Below are 18545 nucleotides of genomic sequence, written 5' to 3' on the forward strand. Positions count from 1 at the left end.
GGGTGGGCAGCGCGTGGCGGCCGCGTAGCCGGGTGGCGGGGTGGGCAGCGCGTGGCGGCCGCGTGCCGGGTGGCCGGGTGGCCGGGCGCGGTGAGCGCGCGGCTCAGCGCGCGGCTCAGCGCGCGGCCGGCGGCGCCGTGCTCGCGCGCACGACCAGCTCGGTCGCGACGACCGACGGCGCCCGCCGGTCGCCGGACTCGACCTCGTGCAGAAGCGCCTCGACCGAGCGGCGGCCGACCTCGCCGAAGAACTGACGGACGGTCGTCAGGGGCGGCCAGAAGCTCGCAGCCTCCTCCATGTCGTCGAAGCCGACGACGCTGACCTCGGCGGGAACGGCCCGGCCCGACTCGTGCAGGGCGCGAAGCACGCCGAGCGCCATCTGGTCGTTCGAGGCGAAGATCGCGGTGACCGAGGGGTCGCCGGCGAGCTCGAGGCCGAGCTCGTGCCCCGACTCGGCCGACCAGTCGCCGACGAGCGGTGGGTGCACGATCGCGCCGTGCGCGCGCAGCGTGGCCTCCCACGATTCGCGACGACGGGTGGCCGAGTAGGAGCGCTCGGGACCGGCGACGTGTCGCACGGTCGCGTGCCCGAGTCCGAGCAGGTGCTCGGTGGCGAGGCGCGCGCCGAGGGCCTGGTCGGTGTCGACCCAGGTGAAGCGGTCGTCGCCGGCGGAGTCGACGATCACGACGGGCAGGCCGGGCGGCAGTTCGACGTCGCTCTCGTCGAGCAGGTGCGCCTCGATGACGATGATCACGCCGTCGACCGCAGCATCGGCGAGGCTCTGGAACGCGTCGGAGACCTCGCCGCGCGTCGGGTGCGGCACCGGGATGAGCGTGAGCGAGTACCCCGCCTCCTCGGCTGCCGAGGCGATCGCGTCGAGCGTGCGCATGTTGCCGAAGCTCGAGAGCGTGAACATGATCACGCCGAGGCTGCGGAAGCGCCCGGTGCGCAGGGCGCGTGCCGCGCTGTTGGGGCGGTAGCCGAGCTGCTCCATGGCGGCGAGCACGCGGGCGCGGGTCTCGGCGTCGACGTTCGTGCGCCCGTTCGAGACGCGCGACACGGTCTGGCCCGAGACGCCGGCGAGGCGGGCGACGTCGGCCATCGACGGGCCGCGGCGGCGGCCGGCGGCCGCGCCGGGGGTGGTGACGGTCGTCATGACGCTCCTCGTGTTCCGTTACGCCCAGACTGGCGCATGTTCACGTCAACATGCTACGGTGTCCGCACGCCATGTTGACGTGAACATGGCCGCGATCGGAAAGAATCACATGACAACGACGTCCCCCGCCGCGCCGGTCATCGGCGCGACCGTGACGGCGCCCCCACCGCGCCGTCGCCGCAGCCGCGCCGCACGCGGCCGCAGCGAATGGAAGGGCCTGGCCTTCGTCGCGCCGTTCCTGGTCGTGTTCCTGCTGGTGTTCATCGCACCGGTCGTGTACTCGGTCTACCTCAGCCTCTTCCGCGAGCAGCTGGTCGGCGGCAACGCGTTCGTCGGCCTCGACAACTACGTCGCCCTCCTGCAGGACCCGCAGTTCTGGGAGTCCTTCGGCCGGGTGACGCTGTTCCTCCTCGTGCAGGTGCCGATCATGCTCGCCCTGGCACTCGTCGCGGCCCTCGCGATCGACAGCGCCCGCCTGCACGCGTCGGGCTTCTTCCGCATCGTGATCTTCCTGCCCTACGCGGTGCCGGCGGTCGTCGCGGTGCTCATGTGGGGCTTCATGTACGGCGACAACTTCGGCCTCGCCGCCAACCTCAACGACTGGCTCGGCTCGACCGTGATCACGCCGTTCGCCCGCGAGTGGATCCTCGTGTCGATCGGCAACATCGTGACCTGGGAGTTCGTGGGCTACAACATGCTGATCTTCTACTCGGCGCTGCGGGTCATCCCGACCGACCTCTACGAGGCCGCCGAGCTCGACGGCGCCGGGCCGATGCGCGTGGTCACCGGCATCAAGCTCCCGGCCATCCGCGGCGCGATCGTGATCGCCACGATCTTCTCGATCATCGGCAGCTTCCAGCTCTTCAACGAGCCGAACATCCTGCGCACACTCGCGCCGAACATCATCACCACGTACTTCACCCCGAACATGTACGCCTACAACCTCTCGTTCGCCGGCCAGCAGTACAACTACTCGGCCACCGTCGCGATCGTCATGGGCGTCATCACCGCCGTCATCGCGTACGTCGTGCAGCTGCGCGGCTCGCGCAAGGAGGACCGATGAGCGTCACCGCCGTCCGCGACACCCGCCCCGCACCGGCCCACGACGAGCACACGGCGACGGATGGCGCAGCGCGCCGCCGTCGGCGCTTCTCGCCCCTGCAGCCCCGCAAGTCGGTCGCCTTCACCCTGCTCATGGGCATCTTCGTGGTCTACAGCCTCGTGCCGCTGCTCTGGCTCGTGACCAACGCGACGAAGACGCAGGCAGGCCTGTTCTCGAGCTTCGGCCTCTGGTTCGACGACGAGTTCGTGCTGTTCCAGAACATCTGGGAGACGCTGACGTACCGCGACGGCATCTTCCTGCGATGGTTCGGCAACACGCTGCTCTACGTCGTCATCGGTGCGGGCGGGGCGACGCTGCTCGCGACGCTCGCGGGCTACGGCCTCGCGAAGTTCCGCTTCGCCGGCCGGCGCGCGGTGTTCGCGGTCGTGCTCGGCGCGATCGCCGTGCCCGGCACCGCGCTCGCGGTGCCGACGTTCCTGATGTTCAGCCAGCTCGGCCTCACGAACACCCCGTGGGCGATCATCATCCCGTCGCTGATCAGCCCGTTCGGCCTCTACCTGATCTGGGTCTACGCGGTCGACTCGGTGCCGACCGAGATCCTGGAGGCGGCGCGGATGGACGGCGCGGGCGAGCTCCGCACGTTCTTCACGATCTCGATCAAGCTGCTCGCCCCGGGCATCGTCACGGTGCTGCTCTTCACGGTCGTCGCGACCTGGAACAACTACTTCCTCCCGCTGATCATGCTGAGCGACCCCACCTGGTACCCGCTCACGGTCGGCCTCAACCAGTGGAACGCGCAGGCGACCGGCGTCGGCGCGCAGCCCATCTACAACCTGGTGATCACGGGCTCGCTCCTCACGATCATCCCCATCGTCGTCGCGTTCCTCGGCCTGCAGCGGTTCTGGCAGTCGGGGCTCAGCGCCGGAAGCGTCAAGCAGTGACCGAGCGGCACTGCGCGGCGGAGCACCCCCAGCCCGCTCGACCGGAGCGTCCTGCCCCGGAACACATGGCACAACGAAGTGAAGGGACACATCCCATGCGCATCACCCGATCCGCCGCACGGCGGACCCTGTCGGTCGTGGCGGCCGCCGCCCTGGTCGGCTCGCTCGCCGCCTGCGCGGCCGGCGGCTCCGAGGCCGGCACCGGCTCCGCCGACGACCTCGACGCCGCGCTCGAGGCCGGCGGGAAGCTCACCTACTGGAGCTGGACGCCGAGCGCCGAGGCGCAGGTCGCCGCGTTCGAGGAGGCGTACCCGAACGTCGACGTCGAGCTCGTGAACGCCGGCACGAACACCGAGGAGTACACCAAGCTGCAGAACGCCATCAAGGCGGGCTCGGGTGCTCCGGATGTCGTGCAGATCGAGTACTACGCGATCCCGCAGTTCGCGCTCTCCGACGCGCTGGTCGACCTCAGCGCGTACGGCCTCGACGAGCTCGAGGACCAGTACTCCGCCTCGACGTGGGGCGCCGTGAATGTCGACGGCAAGCTCGTCGGGCTCCCGCAGGACTCCGGCCCCATGGCGCTGTTCTACAACGCGAGCGTGTTCGAGCAGTACGGCATCGCGGTGCCCACCACGTGGGACGAGTACGTGCAGGCCGCGCGCGACCTCCACGCCGCCGACCCGACGAAGTACCTCACGAGCGACACCGGCGACGCGGGCTTCACGACGAGCATGATCTGGCAGGCCGGCGGCCGCCCGTTCGGCATCGACGGCACCGACATCACCGTCGACCTGGCCGACGAGGGCACGCAGAAGTGGACCGGCGTCTGGAACCAGCTCGTCGAGGAGGAGCTGCTCGCGACCACGCCCGGCTGGAGCGACGAGTGGTTCAAGGGCCTCGCCGACGGCTCGATCGCCTCGCTCGTGATCGGCGCGTGGATGCCCGGCGTGCTCGAGTCGAGCGTGCCCGACGGCGCCGGCGACTGGCGCGTCGCGCCCATGCCGACGTACGACGGCACGCCCGTCGCGGCCGAGAACGGCGGCGGCGGCCAGTCGGTCACGAAGCAGTCGGAGAACCCGGCGCTCGCCGCGGCGTTCCTCCGCTGGCTGAACAGCGACCCGGCCTCGATCGAGGTCTTCCTCGAGAGCGGCGGCTTCCCGTCGACGACGGCCGACCTCGAGGACCCGGAGTTCGTCGGCCTCGAGTCCGAGTACTTCGGCGGCCAGAAGATCAACGAGGTCCTGACCCAGGCGTCGAAGGATGTCGCCTCCGGGTGGTCGTACCTGCCCTACCAGGTGTACGCCAACAGCATCTTCGGCGACACCGTCGGCCAGTCCTACGCGAACACGGCCGACCTGAACGACGGCCTCGCAGACTGGCAGGAGCAGCTCGTGACCTACGGCAACGAGCAGGGCTTCTCGGTCAACGAGTAGCCGCCCGGCCTCGTCGCCACACTGCGGGTTGAGGAGCCGACGGAGTCGGCGTCTCGAAACCACGCCCACCCGGCGGTTTCGAGACGGCGCTCCGCGCCTCCTCAACCCGCAGAGCATTCCCACCCAGCACGATTGGATACCCCCGATGAGCACCACCCCCGAGAGCCGCTTCGCGATCGGCACGACCGATTTCGAGCTTGACGGGCAGCCGTACCGGATCCTCTCGGGCGCCCTGCACTACTTCCGCGTGCACCCCGACCTGTGGGCCGACCGCATCCGCAAGGCCCGGCTCATGGGCCTCAACACGATCGAGACCTACGTCGCCTGGAACGCGCACGCCCCGCACCCGGGCGAGTGGCGCACCGACGGCGGGCTCGACCTCGGCCGGTTCCTCGACCTCGTCGCGGCCGAGGGCATGCACGCGATCGTGCGTCCGGGGCCGTACATCTGCGCCGAGTGGGACAACGGCGGGCTGCCGGCCTGGCTGTTCCGCGACCCCGAGGTCGGGGTTCGGCGCTCGGAGCCGCACTACCTCGGCGCGGTCGGCGACTTCCTCCGCAACGTGTACGAGGTCGTCGCGCCGCGCCAGGTCGACACGGGCGGCTCCGTGATCCTCGTGCAGATCGAGAACGAGTACGGCGCGTACGGGGCCGACAAGGCGTACCTCGCCGAGCTCGTGCGCGTCACGCGCGAGGCCGGCATCACCGTGCCGCTCACGACGATCGACCAGCCGACGCCGCAGATGCTCGCCGACGGCAGCCTGCCCGGGCTGCACCTGACCGGTTCGTTCGGCTCGCGCACGGCCGAGCGGCTGGCGACCCTGCGCGAATTCCAGCCCACCGGACCGCTCATGTGCATGGAGTTCTGGTGCGGCTGGTTCGACGACTGGGGCTCGCATCACCACACGACGGATGCCGCGGCCTCCGCCGCCGAGCTCGACACGCTGCTCGCGGCCGGCGGGTCCGTCAACGTCTACATGTTCCACGGCGGCACCAACTTCGGGCTCACGAGCGGCGCCAACGACAAGGGACGCTACGCGCCCATCACAACGAGCTACGACTACGACGCGCCGCTCGACGAGGCAGGGCATCCGACCGAGAAGTTCTGGGCGTTCCGCGAGGTCATCGCGAAGTACGCGCCGGTGCCCGACGAGGTGCCCGCGACACGCGAGCCGGCGCCGGTGCTCACGGCGCCGCTCGCGGTCGGCCCGTCGCTGCTCGAGGCGGCGCCGCGCCTCGGCGACGAGACGCGCCATGAGCACGTGCCGACCTTCGATGCGCTCGGTCACGACCGCGGCATCGTGCTGTTCGCGACGCGACTCGCGCGCGGCGGGCCCGGCGTGCTCACCGTCGGCGAGGAGGTGCGCGACCGGGCCTGGGTGCTCGTCGACGGCGCTCCCGTCGGCGTGCTCGGCCGCGACGCGCACGAGCGCGCGGTCGCCCTAGCCGACGCGCGCGGCGAGCTCGTGATCGTCGTCGAGGACCAGGGGCGAGTGAACTACGGCGCGCGCATCGGCGAGCACAAGGGCCTCATCGGCGGCGTCGCGCTCGACGGCGAGCCGCTCACGGGGTGGGCGGCGCGCCCGCTCGACCTCGACCGGGTGCCGGCGGCGGCGAAGCTCGGGCCGTCGGAGTTCGCGGCCGGCCCGGTGCTCGCGTACGGCGAGTTCGAGCTCGAGTCGCCGGCCGACCTGTTCCTCGACACCCTGCACTGGGGCAAGGGCCTCGTGTGGGTGAACGGGTTCCTGCTCGGTCGGTACTGGCGGCGCGGACCGCAGCGCACGCTCATCGTGCCCGCGCCGGTCGTACGCGGGGGACGCAACGAGGTCGCGGTGCTCGAGTTGGAGGCGTTCGCCGAGCCCGAGGCGCGCTTCGTCGCCGGGCCCGACCTGGGGCACACCGAGATCTGAGGATGGCGCGGCCCCGCGCCATCCGCTGGGGACGCCCTCGGGGCGGCGCGTCCGCGCGAGTCCCGGGTTCGTGCGGGTGATCCCGCACGAACCCGGGATTCGACGCTGCGCAGGCCTCCGGCCGGCTACGCCTCGTCGAGGGTCGACATGTCGATGCCCGTGACGGGCACGCCCGCGCGCTCGTACACGAGGCCCACGGCGCCCTTCGGGAACGCGACGGGCTGCTGGGCGAGCGCGAACGCGGCCGGGATCGTCCCGGTGTCGAAGAGGCGCTTGCCGGTGCCGAAGGCGATCGGGTAGAGGTACAGGTTGAGCCGGTCGACGAGGTCGGCGGCGAGCAGCGAGCGGGCGAGCGCGCCGCTGCCGATCACGTGGATCTCGTCGAAGCGCTCCTTGATGGCCGGAAGCTCGGCCGCGACATCCGTCACCACCGTGGTGCCCGCCCACGACGGGTCGGTCAGCGTGCGCGAGGCGACGAACTTCGGGACCGCCTCGAACTTCGCCCCGATGGGGGTGTCGGCGTGCCTCGGCCAGTAGTCGGCGAAGATGTCGTAGGTCTTCCGGCCGAGCAGGAGCGCGTCGAGACGGTCGATGCCCGCGCCGATCATCGCGCCCGACTCGTCGTCGAGGTAGGGCGCCTGCCATCCGCCGTACTCGAATCCGTCCGACGGGTCCTCCTCGGGCCCACCGGGCGCCTGGTAGACCCCGTCGAGCGTGATGAACAGGTCGACCGCGATGATTCCCATGGTGTGCTCCTTCCCGGCGCCACGTTAGCCACGGGGCCCGTCCGCGTCGAGGGGGTGGACGCGCGTGCGCGGAGGCACGGTTTCCCCCTCGAGCTTCGGTACCGGAGTACCGGAGTACCGGAGTACCGGAGTACCGGAGTACCGGGGTACCGGAGTACCGGGGTACCGGGGTACCGGGGTACCGGAGTACCGGGGTATGCCGACACGGCGACGGGGCCCGCGGCGCATCGCGCACCGCGGGCCCCGAGGCATCCGTCGTCGTCAGCGGGCGGCCACCAGGCGCACGCCCGCGACGAGCAGCGGCAGGTAGCAGACGAACCCGAGGATGGCGCCGACCGGGCCGAGGCCGAAGGCCGGCACGACCCAGGGCAGGAAGCCGAGGGGCGCGATCCACCACGAGATCGCCTTCGCACGGGCCAGCGCGAGCGAGAGCAGCCCGATGCCGATGAGTCCGGCGGCCATGCCGGAGTACTGCCAGATCGCGACGCTCCACTCCTTGGCGGTGGAGTCCATGAGCACGGCATCCTCGATCGCGAGCGTGTTGCCGGCGCTGACGAGGAACCAGTCCGAGAGCAGCAGGCCCGACATCTGGATGGCGCCGAACATGAGGATCACCGCGGCGATCGGCAGGAACACCCGGCCGCGCGGCCCGCGCAGCAGGCCGAGCGTCGCGAGCGCGCCGAGCGCGAGGGCGACCCAGCCGTAGTGCAGCAGGTTCGCCGACCAGAGGCTGAGCGCCGGGTCGGCCGCGAGCGACTCGATGTACCCGGCGTTGCCGGGCGCCGTCTGCTCGGGCGAGGTGAGCATGCCGCCGGTGAGCAGGATCGGCCCGGCGATCAGGAACGCGCCTCCGAGGCGCTGCAGGCGGTTCGGACGCACCGGGCCGAGGTCGGCGGCGGTGGTCCGGCCGCGGCCGGCGGGGTGGGCGGATGGCGCGGTCGCGGCGGTCGCGGCGGTCGCGGCGGGCGCGGCGGAACCAGTGGTCGAATCCTCGACGGGCGAGGCGGGAGTGGTCGTCGCGGGTGCGAAGAGGTCCATGGTCGTGTGCTGCCTTTCCGGGCGGTTCTGGGTTGGTGTTCCCAGATTCCCGGGCGGGCGACCCGGGCCCACAGGGTGCGGCGTCCCGCGGATGTCCCGACCCGCGTCCGGGACATCCGTGTCAGGGTTCTCGAGGGGCCGCGCGCTGCTCCGCCACCCCGCGCGCAGGGAGGGCGTGCTCAGGCGCGGCCGAGGCCCGCGTCGCGGGCCCGCACGATCGCCTCGGCGCGGTCGGCGACCTGGAGCTTCGCGAAGATGTTCGACACGTTGTTCCGCACGGTCTTCGGAGAGAGGAACAGCGCCTGCGCGATCTGCGGGTTGGAGCGTCCGGCGGCGAGCAGGTCGAGGATCTCGCGCTCGCGCGCGGTGAGCTGGGGGAACACCTCGGCGACGGGTGCCGATGCCGGCCCGGCCGCGAAGAACTCGGCCACGCGCCGCGCGATCGCCGCGCCGAAGACGAGCTCGCCGCGGGCGGCGGCGTCGATCGCCGACCGGATCTCGTGCTGGCTCGCGCCCTTGACGAGGTACCCCCGGGCGCCGGCGCGCATGGCCGCGAAGACCGTCTCGTCGTCCTCCGACATGGTGAGCACGACGACGGCGAGATGCGGATGCCGCGCCACGGCCTCGCGCGTCGCGGCGATGCCGTCGAGCCGCGGCATCTGCACGTCCATCACGACCACGTCGGGCTCGGCGGCGTCGATGACCTCCTGCGCGACTTCGCCGTCGGCGGCGGTCGCGACGACGTCGACGCCGTCGAGGGACTCGAGCAGCATCGACAGCCCGTCGCGGTAGACGGGGTGGTCGTCGACGAGCACGACGCGGATCGGGTCCTCAGGCATCGGCGGTGGCCTCCACGGGGTCGGGGTCGGGGTCGCGGTCACGGTCGCGTTCGGGACCCGGTTCGGGGTCCGGCACGGGGGCGGGCGAGGCGGCGGGGGTGTGGGTCAAGGGCAGCGCGGCCCGGATGACGGTCCCGCCGCCGTCGGCGTCGGAGATCTCGAGCGTGCCGCCGAGCTCCTGCGCCCGCTCGCGGAGCGACCTGAGACCCACCCCGCCGACCGCGTCGGCCGGGATCCCGGTGCCGTCGTCGCGCACCTCCAGGCGCAGCATCCGCTCGTCGTGCTCGAGTCGCACCGAGGCGTGCGACGCCCCCGAATGGCGCCGCACGTTCGCGAGCGCCTCGGATGCGATGCGGTACGCGGCCACCTCGACGGCGGGCGGCAGGGCGGTGGGCACGTCGCCCGACACCTCGACGACGAGTCCGCCGCCCGTCAGCCGCTCCGCCTGCTGGGCGAGTGCGCGCACGAGCCCGAGATCGTCGAGCGCCGGCGGGCGGAGGTCGTGCACGATGCGGCGGATCTCGGACATCACCTCGGCCTGGTCGTCGACCGCCGCGTCGACGAGGGCGAGCGAGCGCTCGGGGTCGTGGCCCGCGACGTTGCGCGCGGTCTCGAGGCGGAGCTTCACGCCGCCGAGCAGCGGCCCGAGCCCGTCGTGCAGCTCGCGGCGCAGCCGCGACCGCTCCTCCTCGCGCGCGAGCACCAGCCGCTCGCGGATCGACTGCAGCTCGCGGCGCAGCTCGCCGTTCAGGATCGCGGCCGCGGCGAGGCGCACGAGGTCGCCGAGCAGCCGCTGGTCGCGCGTGGAGACCACGGGGCGCCGCCCCTGCTCCATGAGGATGCGGCCGATCACGGCGCCCGCGTGGTCGATCGGCACCTCGACGAGGCTCGGTGCCGGCACCCCGACCGACGCGGCGAGCCGTTCGCCGTCGGGCCGGTCGAGCTCGACGCGCACGTACCGCGATCCGAACGCCTCGGCGATCGCGGCCGCGAGGTCGCCCAACTGCTCGGAGGTGCCGGCCGCGCGTTCCAGCCGGTCGCCGAGCGACGAGACCACGCCGTACGGATCGCCCCGCCGGCCGCTCACCAGCCGGTTCGCGACCGCGAACAGCCGTCCGCGCAGCGGGGCGTACGCCACCGTCACGGCGACGACCGCGAGCAGCATCGCGACCCGGTCGTCGATCGCGCTGCCGACGAGCAGCACCACCACGACGTCGACCGCGATGATCGCGACGATGAGCACCGCGTAGACGAGCGTCCACGACAGCAGCCGGTCGATCGCGTAGAGCCGGTAGCGGGTGACCGCGATCACGACCGAAGCGCTGATCAGCCCGATCGTGCCGGCGAGCAGCACGTCGACGACGACGGTCGGCACGAGCGGGTAGATCGCGAGCGCACCGACGAACACGACGCCCGACCAGACGAGCCACCGCAGTTGCGCGCGCTCCTCGGGGTCGGCGTCGAACCGGCGGCTCACGCACACGACGAGCGAGAGCACGAGGCTCGCCGCCAGGCACGGCAGCGCGAGGCCGAGGATCAGCGCCCACGCGGCATCCGGCAAGCCGAGCGTCGGCAGCGCCGGCTCGAACTCGGCGAGCAGGCCGGCCCGCGTCGGATCGTCGGCGACGAGCGCCTCGGCCGGCGCGAACAGGAACGCGAACGGCATCACGAGCCCCAGCGCGATCGCGACGACCGACACCACGCGCCATCCGCCCGCCCGAAGCCGCCCGTCGGGGAAAAGCAGGAGCAGCAGCTGGATCGGGAGGATCAGGACCGACCCGAGCCGCCCGAAGAACCACATCGCGGGCACCGCCCACCACGCGTCGCGATCGATGTACCAGGCGAGGTTCACCGCGGCCGAGGCGAGGCCGTCGAGCACCCAGAGCGTGCCGAACCCCATCAGCACGACGGCGATCGGATGCCACGGCAGTCGCCAGAGCAGCAGGCACCCGGGCACGAGCATCGCGACGCCCGGCAGCACGCCCGACCAGCCCGACGACAGCGGCGGCTCCGGATGCGACGGCAGCACCACGAGGTCGATCGCGATCGCCCCGACCGCTGCGACGGCCGACACGCACAGCGCGACGACGGTCGCGATGCGGCTGGAGGCGAGCGTCATCCGCTCATCGTCGCAGGCGGGATGTCCCGGTGTCACGGGACACGGGTCCCGATCCGTCCGCGCCCGGGATTCCCGCCGGCGGGCCACCGGCGTAGAGTCGCATCGTCCGGACGAGCGACCGGCCCGGCCGGGCCGCGGCGTCCGCTCGGACCGCCGCGGGCGTCGCCAGGAGGCGGCTCATGCGATCACAGCACGACGATCGGTCGGGCAACCGGCGCCGAGCGGCGTGCGCCGCAGGCGTCCTGTTCGCGGGTGCGTTCGTGCTCGCCGCGTGCACCGGCGCCCCGGCGACCGACGAACCGACGACCGCGGCATCCGCCCTGCCGCAGGCCGACGAGCCGGTCTCCCTCGACCCCGCCGAGTTCACCGCCGACATCGACCACCCGTACTGGCCGATGACGCCCGGCACCCAGTGGGAGTACCACGAGCTCGACGGCGGCGGCGATCAGTTGCGCGTGGTCGTCACCGCGACGACCGAGACGCGCGAGATCGCGAACGGGGTGGTCGCCCGAATCGTGCGCGACACCGTCTACCGCGGCGACGAGATCGTCGAGGACACGTTCGACTGGTACGCGCAGCACGAGGACGGCACGGTCTGGTACCTCGGCGAGGACACCGCCGAGTTCGAGGACGGCGAGATCGCCTCGACCGAGGGGTCGTTCGAGGCCGGCGTCGACGGCGCGTTGCCCGGCGTGCTGCTGCCCGGCGACCCCGAGCCGGGCCAGGCGTATCGGCAGGAGTACCTCGCGGGCGAGGCGGAGGACGAGGGCGAGGTGCTGCGCGTCGGCGAGCGCGCGGAGGCGCCCTACGGCGCGTTCGAGGACGTGCTCGTCACCCGCGACACCAACGCGCTCGAACCGGAGGTCGTCGAGTACAAGTTCTACGCGCGCAATCTCGGGCCGTTGCTCGCCCTCGACGTCGCGGGCGGCGCCGGCCGCGAGGAGCTCGTCGACGTCCGCACGGTGCCGGACGGCACGGGCACCGGGCCGCTCGGCGAGCCCGGCCCGTGACCCACGGCGTCCGCACGCGGCATCCGCTCAGCCCGCGCCGCGTAGGCTGGAGCCCATGCAGCTCGCCCTCATCCGCCACGGACAGACCGACTGGAACCTCCGGGGCCTGATGCAGGGGCGCACCGACATCCCGCTGAACGACACCGGTCGTGCCCAGGCCGAGGCCGCCGCCGCCCTCATCGACCCCGCCGGGTGGGACCTCGTCGTGAGCTCGACGCTCGGCCGCGCCCGCGAGACCGCCGCGATCCTCGCGCGCGGGCTCGGGCTGCCGGTCGCTGGCGAGTACGACGACCTCGTCGAGCAGGACTTCGGCGCCGCCGAGGGTACGCCGGTGTCCGAGATCGACGTGCGCTGGCCCGGCCGCGCCTTCGAGGGCAAGGAGCCCGAGAGCGAGGTCGGACCCCGCGGGGTCCGCGCGCTCGAGCGGATCGCGGTCGAGCACGCCGGCGCCCGCGTGCTCGCCGTCGCGCACGGCACGCTGATCCGGCACGTGCTCGGCGAGCTCACCGGGCACGACGCCCGCAGCTACCCCAAGCTCGACAACCTCGCGGTCTCGCAGGTCGAGCGGGCGGATGCCGCGTGGCGCGTGCTGACCGTCGGCGGCGCGCCGTTCGCCGACGTGCGGTCGTCGCTCGTGCGCGTCGAGCTCGCGGCGTGATCCCTGCTGGTCGAGTAGCACCGCAGGCGCGTATCGAGACCCGCCCTTCGACCCTCCCGAACGTGCCCCCGCCGGACGTACAATCCGGAAATGGAGGCTCCGGGCAGCACCACCCTGGTCGTCGTGGGCGACGAGGCGACGAGCGCGATCGGCTCGCTCGCCGGGCTCGCGAACGTCGAGAGTGCGAGCTTCGCCGACATGACGGAGGCCACCGACGCCGAGGTCGTGACGTGGTCGGCCACGTCGCAGGCGCCCTTCGTGGTGCACGACCGCGACCCGCTCGGGCACGTCGCCTCGGCGTGGGTCGAGTTCTACGACGAGCGCTCGACGCTCGGGGTGCTGCAGCTCGAGATCGAGCAGGTGATCGGCCAGGTCGCGCAGCACCGGCTCCGTGTGCCCGACTACTACGTGGTGCTCGAGCCCGAGTCGCTGCAGGGCACGTGGATGCACTGGTGGCTCGGCGTGCTCGCGTCGGCGTCGCCGAGCCGGGTGATCCCGTGGGCGCCGGGCGAGGCGCCGCTCGCCGCGCTCATCCGCCGGTTGCCGACCGCACGGGCGTGGCCCGAGGTGCGCGACTGGCTGCCGACGGTCGTGCGGGCCGTCCCCGACCGCGTCGGACCGGGCCTGCCGCCGGTCGCCGCGTAGACGCTGCCGCTGCGCGGCGCGGCCCATCGACCGGGTCCGTCACTCCGCAGCCGGAACCTGCGCATGCTCGAGCGCCCACGCGAGCGCGAAGTCGGCGACCTCCTCCCAGCCGTCCTGGCTGACGATGCGGTGCGTGCGCCCGGCGAACTCCCGGTAGTCCACGACGGCGGGGCTGCCCGTCGCGCGGTACTTCTTCACGACGGCCCGGCCGATGGCGGGCGGCACGACGTGGTCGATCTCGCCTGTGATCACGAGCAGGGGAGCGCGGTCGGTGCGGCCGTAGTCGACGTGGGTCACGCCGCCCTTCTCGTTGATCGTCGACGCGACGCCCTCGAAGAAGACCCGGTTGTAGGAGTTCACGGCGTATTGCTCCCAGATGCGGTCGGATGCCTCGCGGCTGAGGTCGTTGCCGAAGGTGAAGTGGAAGTGCGACTTCGAGATGGGCTTCGCGCCGTTGCGGTCGAACGGGTTCGACAGGATCGGGAAGCCCGTGCGGAGCGTCGACGGCGGCAGTGTGGTGATGCCCGCGGTCTGGCCGGGCGTGACGCCGACGTAGGCGGCGCCGAGGCCGCGGTCGGCGAGCATCTGGGTGATGACGCCGCCGAACGAGTGCCCCATGATGATGGGCTTCTGCGGCAGGGCCAGGATGATCGCCTCGTAGTGGTCGGCGATCTGCTTCAGGCCGATGCCCTTGAGGGATTCGGGGTTCGAGCGGATGTCGGCGACCGAGCGGTCGTCGATGCCGGGCCATCCCGGCACGATGACCTCGTGGCCGGCGGCGCGGAAGCGCTCCGCCCAGGTGTCCCAGCTGGTCGGGGTCATCCAGAGTCCGTGGATGAGGACGATGGGGGCCTTGTCGGTGGTGGTCATGGGTGGTGCTCCTTCTGGTCTGCTCTGCCTGCTCTGCGCGGTCCGTGTCGTTCAGTGAAGTAGAACGATCGTTCTGTCTTGTTATTCCCAGAAGATACGCCGGTCGCGACATCCATGTCAAGCAAAAAGAGAAAGATCGTTCTATCATTTACGTCATGGCAACACGGACGACGCCGAGCGGTACCTCCGCAGCGCGCGAGCGACTGCTCACGACGGCGAGCGAGCTCTTCTACCGCGAGGGGATCCACTCCGTCGGGGTCGACCGCATCATCGCCGGGGCGGGGGTCACGCGAGCGACGTTCTACCGGCACTTCCCGAGCAAGGAATCGCTCGTCGAGGCCTACCTCGGCGTGGAGGATGCGAACATCCGCGGCGCCCTCGAGGCCGCAGAGGCGTCGGGCGCCGAGCCCGCGCCGCTCGTCGGGCTCGTCATCGAGGGACTCGCCGACGATGTCGCGCGCCACCACACGCGCGGGTGCCCGTTCATCAACGCGGCCGCCGAGTACCCGGATGCCGCGAGCGGCGTGCGCACGGCGGTCGCGCGGCACCGCGAGTGGTTTCGATCCGAGCTCGAGCGCGTGCTCGGCGCCGCCGGCGCCGACGACCCCGCCCAGGCCGCCGCCGAGCTGGTGCTGCTGCGCGACGCCGCGATGGTCGGCGGTTACCTCGACGGGTGGGAGCGCGTGCGGCCCGCGTTCGTGTCATCCGCTCGACGCGTCGCTGGCGTGCCCCCGGAGGTGCCGGACGCCGGGTAGCGCCTCAGGCGTGCGCCGAAACCCCGCACCCGTCGGTGCGAGGCCTCGACACGCCGTCTCGCGGCGACTCGGTCACCGACGCGGTCAGCCGTGCACGCGCACGTCGACCCACACGAGCCGGTGGTCGCTCGACGGGAACGGGAACACGCCCGTGAGCGCCGAGAGCGGATCGGCCTGCACCGGCCAGAACACGCCCGCGTCGGTCACGCGCAGGTCGCGCGACGGCAGCACGTAATCGGCGCGCAGGTTGCCGGGCGTCGTGTCGGCGAAGTCGGCGGTGTCGAGCGCCGGGTCGCCCTCGTGCGCGAGGTTGGCGCCGCCCTGCAGCTCGGACGCCTCGACCGCACCCTCCGACGTGGGAAGCGGGTCGGTGATGCGCGAGTGTGCGAGGAGCTGGTCCACCGCCGCCTCGACCGAGTCGCCGTCGAGCGGGTCGGCGTTCTGGTCGCCGAGGATCACGAACGACTCGCCGGGCTTCAGCCCGCCGATGCCGCCCTCGTCGTCGTAGATGTACCGCGCGGCCGTACCCGGGGTGACGTAGTCGGCCCAGAATCGGATCTCGTCGTGGTTGCGGAGGCCGTTGCGGTCCTCCGGACCGTCGAAGACGGGCGGGGTCGGGTGCGAGGCCAGCACGTGCACGATGCGCCCGTTCACGTCGACGGGCAGATCCCAGTGCGACTTGCTCGAGAGGCGGAACACGTCGAGCTCGGCGGGCGAGTACCAATCGGCGGGTGCCGCGGTGTTCGGGTCATCGGGGAGCAGCGCTCCCGGCATGTCCTTCCAGAGGAAGTGCTGGAACGTGCGCACCGCATCGGCGTCGATCGGATACTTCGAGAGCACCGCCATCCCGAACTGGCCCGGGAAGAAGCCGAAGCCGAGCGCGTCGTCGGGCCCTCCGACCGTGCCGTTGTTGTTGAGGTCGAAGCCGCTCGGGATGCCGGTGTTCGACGGTGCCACGAACGCGTACGGGTACTCGACGGGGTCGGCGCCGCCCTGGGGGACCTCGAGGTAGTTCTCGCGGAACAGGTCGGCGGCCACGCCGCCCTCGACGAAGTCGAACTCGTTGAGCAGCACGATGTCGGGATTGGTCCGCTGGATGACCTCGGCCACCGTCTTCGCCTGCGCGTTGTCGGGCGTCGACAGGTCGGCGACGAGTTGGCCCTCGAAGTTGCGGTTGAGCGAGAGGTTGTACGTGGCGACGCGCAGGTCGGTCGGCCCGGCGCCCTCGGGCGGTGCGGCGGCCGCGGGGCCTGCGATCGCCGTGACGGCGGCGGCGCCGATCAGCGTGGCAGTGGCGGTCAGTGCGGCGGTGGTGCGGCGGCGTCTCGTGGACATGCCCTTCTCCTTCATCGACGACATCGGCGGTGTGCGACTGCACCCCACGCTAGGCGCGTCGGGTGTCGACCGGAAGAACCCGACGTGACCGGATGTCGCGGGTGACGGGATGTCGCGGGTGACGGGATGTCGCGGGTGACGGGATGTCGCGGGTGACGCGATGTCGCGGGTGACCCGATGCCACAGGTGACGGGATGTCGTAGGTGACCGGATGTCGCATGCAGGACCAGCGCGGCGTGGCGCGACTCGTCCTCCACAGGTCGACCGGCGCGCGGATTCCCCACAGGCGGTTTGTGCTGATCAGGTCATGTTTCGGGTCGGATCGGAATGTCGGTGGGTGGGTGCAGGATCGAAGCATGGAATCAGCGCTGGCATCGCTCGAGCGGCAGCTCGCGACGCTGCGCACGGCCTGGGCCGGTGCGCTGCCGGCGTTCGGGGTGATCGGCGCCGATGCGCCTGCCGGTGATGCGCCTTCCGGTGATGCGTGGGCCGGTGATGCGCGGGTCGGTGATGCGCAGCTCGAGGTGGAGCGGATGAGTGATGCCGACCTGGTCGAGGTGACCGATGTGCTGGCGCGGTTGCGGCGCGAGGTCGATGGGCTGCTGGTGCGGGTCGCGGGCGAGGTCGCCCGCCGGTCCGGGCCCGAGTTCGGTGACACCGGGTTGGCGAAGACGCACGGGTTCCACAGCCCGGTGCGGCTGCTCGCGGCGGCCACGGGGGGGTCGCGCAGTGAGGCGGCGAAGCTGATCGCGGTCGGCACGGCGACCGCCGAGCGGGCGGGTCTCACCGGTGGTCGGGCGCCGGCCCGTCACCCGCACCTGGCCGCGGCGCTGGGTGCGGCGGCGATCAGCGTCGATGCGGCGGCCGCGATCGCGGGCATGCTCGACCGGGTCGCGCTGCGCGCCGACCCCGCCCTGGCCGACACCGCCGAGGCCGCCCTGGTCCGCCTCGCCGGCCAGGTGCCGCTCGAGCTCCTGCTGCGCGGCGTGCGCGAGGCCGAAGCACGCCTCGACGCCGACGGGGTCGAACCCCGCGAAGAGCAGCTGCGCACGCAGCGGTCGCTGAGCATGCGGGAAGACGGCACCGGCATGCTGCACCTGCACGCCCGACTCGACCCGGTCACCGCCGCACCCGTGAAAGCCGCGATCGACGCGCTCGTCAGCGACGTGCTCCGCCGTCGCGACCCCGCGCCCGGCGCGCGCGTGCCGGACCGCACCGCCACCGCCACCGCTCACGCCGACGGCGACGGCGACGGCGAGCCCGGTGTCCCGGTCATCGACGACCCGCGGTCCATCCTGCAGATCCGGGCCGACGCGCTCGCCGACCTCGCCCGACACGCACTCGGCTGTCAGGACGCGCCCACCCCGCTGGCCAAGACCACCGTCATCGTCCGCATCGACCTCGACACGCTGCGCACCGGCCTCGGCCACGCGAGCATCGACGGCATCGACCAGCCGATCTCCGCGGCGAGCGCCCGCCGCCTGGCCGCCGACGCCAACCTGATCCCCGCCGTGCTCGGCGGCGACAGCCTGCCACTCGACCTCGGCCGCGCCGCACGACTGTTCACGAAAGCGCAACGCCTCGCGCTCGGCGAACGCGACGGCGGCTGCGCCTGCTGCGGGCAGAACATCGGCTACGTCCAAGCCCACCACATTGACTGGTGGGAGCGCGACACCGGCCCCACCGACCTGGCGAACGGCGTGCTCTTGTGCAGCTTCTGCCACCACCTCATCCACCGCGATGGATGGCAGATCCGCGCGACCGCGCGCGAGGCCTGGTTCATCCCACCCCCGCACATCGACCCCGACCAAACCCCACGACTCGGCGGCCGCGCACGCTTCGAACTGCAACTGCCCGACCTCGCAGCATGAGCCGCTGCGGGATGCGCCGTCGCGACATCAACGGCATGCGCCGTCGCGGCATGAGAGGCGTGCGGATGGGATCGAACCATGACGCGAGCGCGATCGAAGCTACACGGATCGCACGAGAGCGGAGCACACCGCGCCGGTCGCGCCGGGACGTTCAGAC

Annotated in this window: 16 protein-coding genes; 9 read left to right on the top strand and 7 right to left on the bottom strand. The window is 72.2% G+C overall.

From position 1 onward, the window contains the following. Positions 1-115: 115 nt before the first annotated feature. Positions 116-1156 carry a LacI family DNA-binding transcriptional regulator gene (locus AC3RKB_RS10345; protein ID WP_491436037.1) on the bottom strand — a complete coding sequence of 347 codons (1041 nt, stop codon included), beginning with the start codon at positions 1154-1156 and terminating at the stop codon, positions 116-118. Between the two features lie 109 nt (positions 1157-1265). On the opposite strand from AC3RKB_RS10345, the gene AC3RKB_RS10350 reads away from it, so the two are divergent. The 4 genes from AC3RKB_RS10350 to AC3RKB_RS10365 all read left to right on the top strand — a co-directional run bounded on the left by AC3RKB_RS10350 (position 1266) and on the right by AC3RKB_RS10365 (position 6502). Then, the gene (locus AC3RKB_RS10350; RefSeq protein ID WP_491436039.1) at positions 1266-2219 is read left to right on the top strand and encodes a carbohydrate ABC transporter permease; all 954 of its coding nucleotides are present in this window, start codon (positions 1266-1268) and stop codon (positions 2217-2219) included. Then, the gene (locus AC3RKB_RS10355) at positions 2216-3160 is read left to right on the top strand and encodes a carbohydrate ABC transporter permease (protein WP_491436041.1); all 945 of its coding nucleotides are present in this window, start codon (positions 2216-2218) and stop codon (positions 3158-3160) included. The genes AC3RKB_RS10350 and AC3RKB_RS10355 overlap by 4 nt, the downstream gene beginning before the upstream one ends. A 95-nt stretch (positions 3161-3255) precedes the next feature. Further along, positions 3256-4593, top strand: coding sequence for an ABC transporter substrate-binding protein (locus AC3RKB_RS10360; protein ID WP_491436043.1), 1338 nt, complete (start codon positions 3256-3258; stop codon positions 4591-4593). A 145-nt stretch (positions 4594-4738) separates the two neighbouring features. After that, positions 4739-6502, top strand: a complete 1764-nt coding sequence (locus AC3RKB_RS10365; RefSeq protein ID WP_491436044.1) for a glycoside hydrolase family 35 protein — start codon at positions 4739-4741, stop codon at positions 6500-6502. A 125-nt stretch (positions 6503-6627) separates the two neighbouring features. On the opposite strand, the gene AC3RKB_RS10370 is transcribed toward AC3RKB_RS10365, so the two are convergent. From AC3RKB_RS10370 to AC3RKB_RS10385, 4 genes are all read right to left on the bottom strand, one after another. Then, positions 6628-7248, bottom strand: coding sequence for a dihydrofolate reductase family protein (locus AC3RKB_RS10370; protein WP_491436046.1), 621 nt, complete (start codon positions 7246-7248; stop codon positions 6628-6630). Positions 7249-7509: 261 nt separating this feature from the next. Beyond that, complete coding sequence (locus tag AC3RKB_RS10375; protein ID WP_491436048.1) at positions 7510-8286, bottom strand: hypothetical protein; 777 nt, start codon at positions 8284-8286, stop codon at positions 7510-7512. A 179-nt stretch (positions 8287-8465) separates the two neighbouring features. After that, complete coding sequence (locus AC3RKB_RS10380; protein ID WP_491436050.1) at positions 8466-9125, bottom strand: response regulator transcription factor; 660 nt, start codon at positions 9123-9125, stop codon at positions 8466-8468. Beyond that, complete coding sequence (locus AC3RKB_RS10385; protein WP_491436052.1) at positions 9118-11244, bottom strand: sensor histidine kinase; 2127 nt, start codon at positions 11242-11244, stop codon at positions 9118-9120. Before AC3RKB_RS10385 ends, AC3RKB_RS10380 begins: the two co-directional genes overlap by 8 nt. 179 nt (positions 11245-11423) lie before the next feature. Between AC3RKB_RS10385 and AC3RKB_RS10390 the strand changes: the two genes are divergently transcribed. From AC3RKB_RS10390 to AC3RKB_RS10400, 3 genes are all read left to right on the top strand, one after another. Then, entirely contained in the window at positions 11424-12254 is an 831-nt protein-coding gene (locus AC3RKB_RS10390) for a hypothetical protein (RefSeq protein ID WP_491436054.1), read from the top strand. 55 nt (positions 12255-12309) lie between these two features. Beyond that, complete coding sequence (locus AC3RKB_RS10395) at positions 12310-12912, top strand: histidine phosphatase family protein (protein WP_491436055.1); 603 nt, start codon at positions 12310-12312, stop codon at positions 12910-12912. A 90-nt stretch (positions 12913-13002) separates the two neighbouring features. Further along, positions 13003-13557 carry a hypothetical protein gene (locus tag AC3RKB_RS10400; protein ID WP_491436057.1) on the top strand — a complete coding sequence of 185 codons (555 nt, stop codon included), beginning with the start codon at positions 13003-13005 and terminating at the stop codon, positions 13555-13557. 39 nt (positions 13558-13596) lie between these two features. Here the strand turns inward: AC3RKB_RS10400 and AC3RKB_RS10405 are convergent, their stop codons facing one another. Further along, entirely contained in the window at positions 13597-14427 is an 831-nt protein-coding gene (locus AC3RKB_RS10405) for an alpha/beta hydrolase (protein ID WP_491436059.1), read from the bottom strand. Positions 14428-14582: 155 nt separating this feature from the next. Here AC3RKB_RS10405 and AC3RKB_RS10410 point away from each other — a divergent pair, with 155 nt between their 5' ends. After that, the gene (locus tag AC3RKB_RS10410; RefSeq protein ID WP_491436061.1) at positions 14583-15182 is read left to right on the top strand and encodes a TetR/AcrR family transcriptional regulator; all 600 of its coding nucleotides are present in this window, start codon (positions 14583-14585) and stop codon (positions 15180-15182) included. Between the two features lie 84 nt (positions 15183-15266). On the opposite strand, the gene AC3RKB_RS10415 is transcribed toward AC3RKB_RS10410, so the two are convergent. After that, positions 15267-16517 (bottom strand): endonuclease/exonuclease/phosphatase family protein, encoded by a 1251-nt coding sequence (locus tag AC3RKB_RS10415; RefSeq protein ID WP_491436062.1) that lies wholly within the window; start codon positions 16515-16517, stop codon positions 15267-15269. 356 nt (positions 16518-16873) lie between these two features. Here AC3RKB_RS10415 and AC3RKB_RS10420 point away from each other — a divergent pair, with 356 nt between their 5' ends. Next, positions 16874-18388: an HNH endonuclease signature motif containing protein gene (locus tag AC3RKB_RS10420; RefSeq protein WP_491436064.1), complete on the top strand. Its 1515-nt coding sequence runs from the start codon at positions 16874-16876 to the stop codon at positions 18386-18388. The last annotated feature ends 157 nt before the right edge of the window (positions 18389-18545 follow it).

This window comes from Agromyces capsici (assembly GCF_058349965.1).

Coding starts and splice junctions, on each gene's coding strand:
- AC3RKB_RS10345 (WP_491436037.1), bottom strand. CDS start 1,156: ATGACGACCGTCACCACCCCCGGCGCGGCCGCCGGCCGCCGCCGCGGC.
- AC3RKB_RS10350 (WP_491436039.1), top strand. CDS start 1,266: ATGACAACGACGTCCCCCGCCGCGCCGGTCATCGGCGCGACCGTGACG.
- AC3RKB_RS10355 (WP_491436041.1), top strand. CDS start 2,216: ATGAGCGTCACCGCCGTCCGCGACACCCGCCCCGCACCGGCCCACGAC.
- AC3RKB_RS10360 (WP_491436043.1), top strand. CDS start 3,256: ATGCGCATCACCCGATCCGCCGCACGGCGGACCCTGTCGGTCGTGGCG.
- AC3RKB_RS10365 (WP_491436044.1), top strand. CDS start 4,739: ATGAGCACCACCCCCGAGAGCCGCTTCGCGATCGGCACGACCGATTTC.
- AC3RKB_RS10370 (WP_491436046.1), bottom strand. CDS start 7,248: ATGGGAATCATCGCGGTCGACCTGTTCATCACGCTCGACGGGGTCTAC.
- AC3RKB_RS10375 (WP_491436048.1), bottom strand. CDS start 8,286: ATGGACCTCTTCGCACCCGCGACGACCACTCCCGCCTCGCCCGTCGAG.
- AC3RKB_RS10380 (WP_491436050.1), bottom strand. CDS start 9,125: ATGCCTGAGGACCCGATCCGCGTCGTGCTCGTCGACGACCACCCCGTC.
- AC3RKB_RS10385 (WP_491436052.1), bottom strand. CDS start 11,244: ATGACGCTCGCCTCCAGCCGCATCGCGACCGTCGTCGCGCTGTGCGTG.
- AC3RKB_RS10390 (WP_491436054.1), top strand. CDS start 11,424: ATGCGATCACAGCACGACGATCGGTCGGGCAACCGGCGCCGAGCGGCG.
- AC3RKB_RS10395 (WP_491436055.1), top strand. CDS start 12,310: ATGCAGCTCGCCCTCATCCGCCACGGACAGACCGACTGGAACCTCCGG.
- AC3RKB_RS10400 (WP_491436057.1), top strand. CDS start 13,003: ATGGAGGCTCCGGGCAGCACCACCCTGGTCGTCGTGGGCGACGAGGCG.
- AC3RKB_RS10405 (WP_491436059.1), bottom strand. CDS start 14,427: ATGACCACCACCGACAAGGCCCCCATCGTCCTCATCCACGGACTCTGG.
- AC3RKB_RS10410 (WP_491436061.1), top strand. CDS start 14,583: ATGGCAACACGGACGACGCCGAGCGGTACCTCCGCAGCGCGCGAGCGA.
- AC3RKB_RS10415 (WP_491436062.1), bottom strand. CDS start 16,517: ATGTCCACGAGACGCCGCCGCACCACCGCCGCACTGACCGCCACTGCC.
- AC3RKB_RS10420 (WP_491436064.1), top strand. CDS start 16,874: ATGGAATCAGCGCTGGCATCGCTCGAGCGGCAGCTCGCGACGCTGCGC.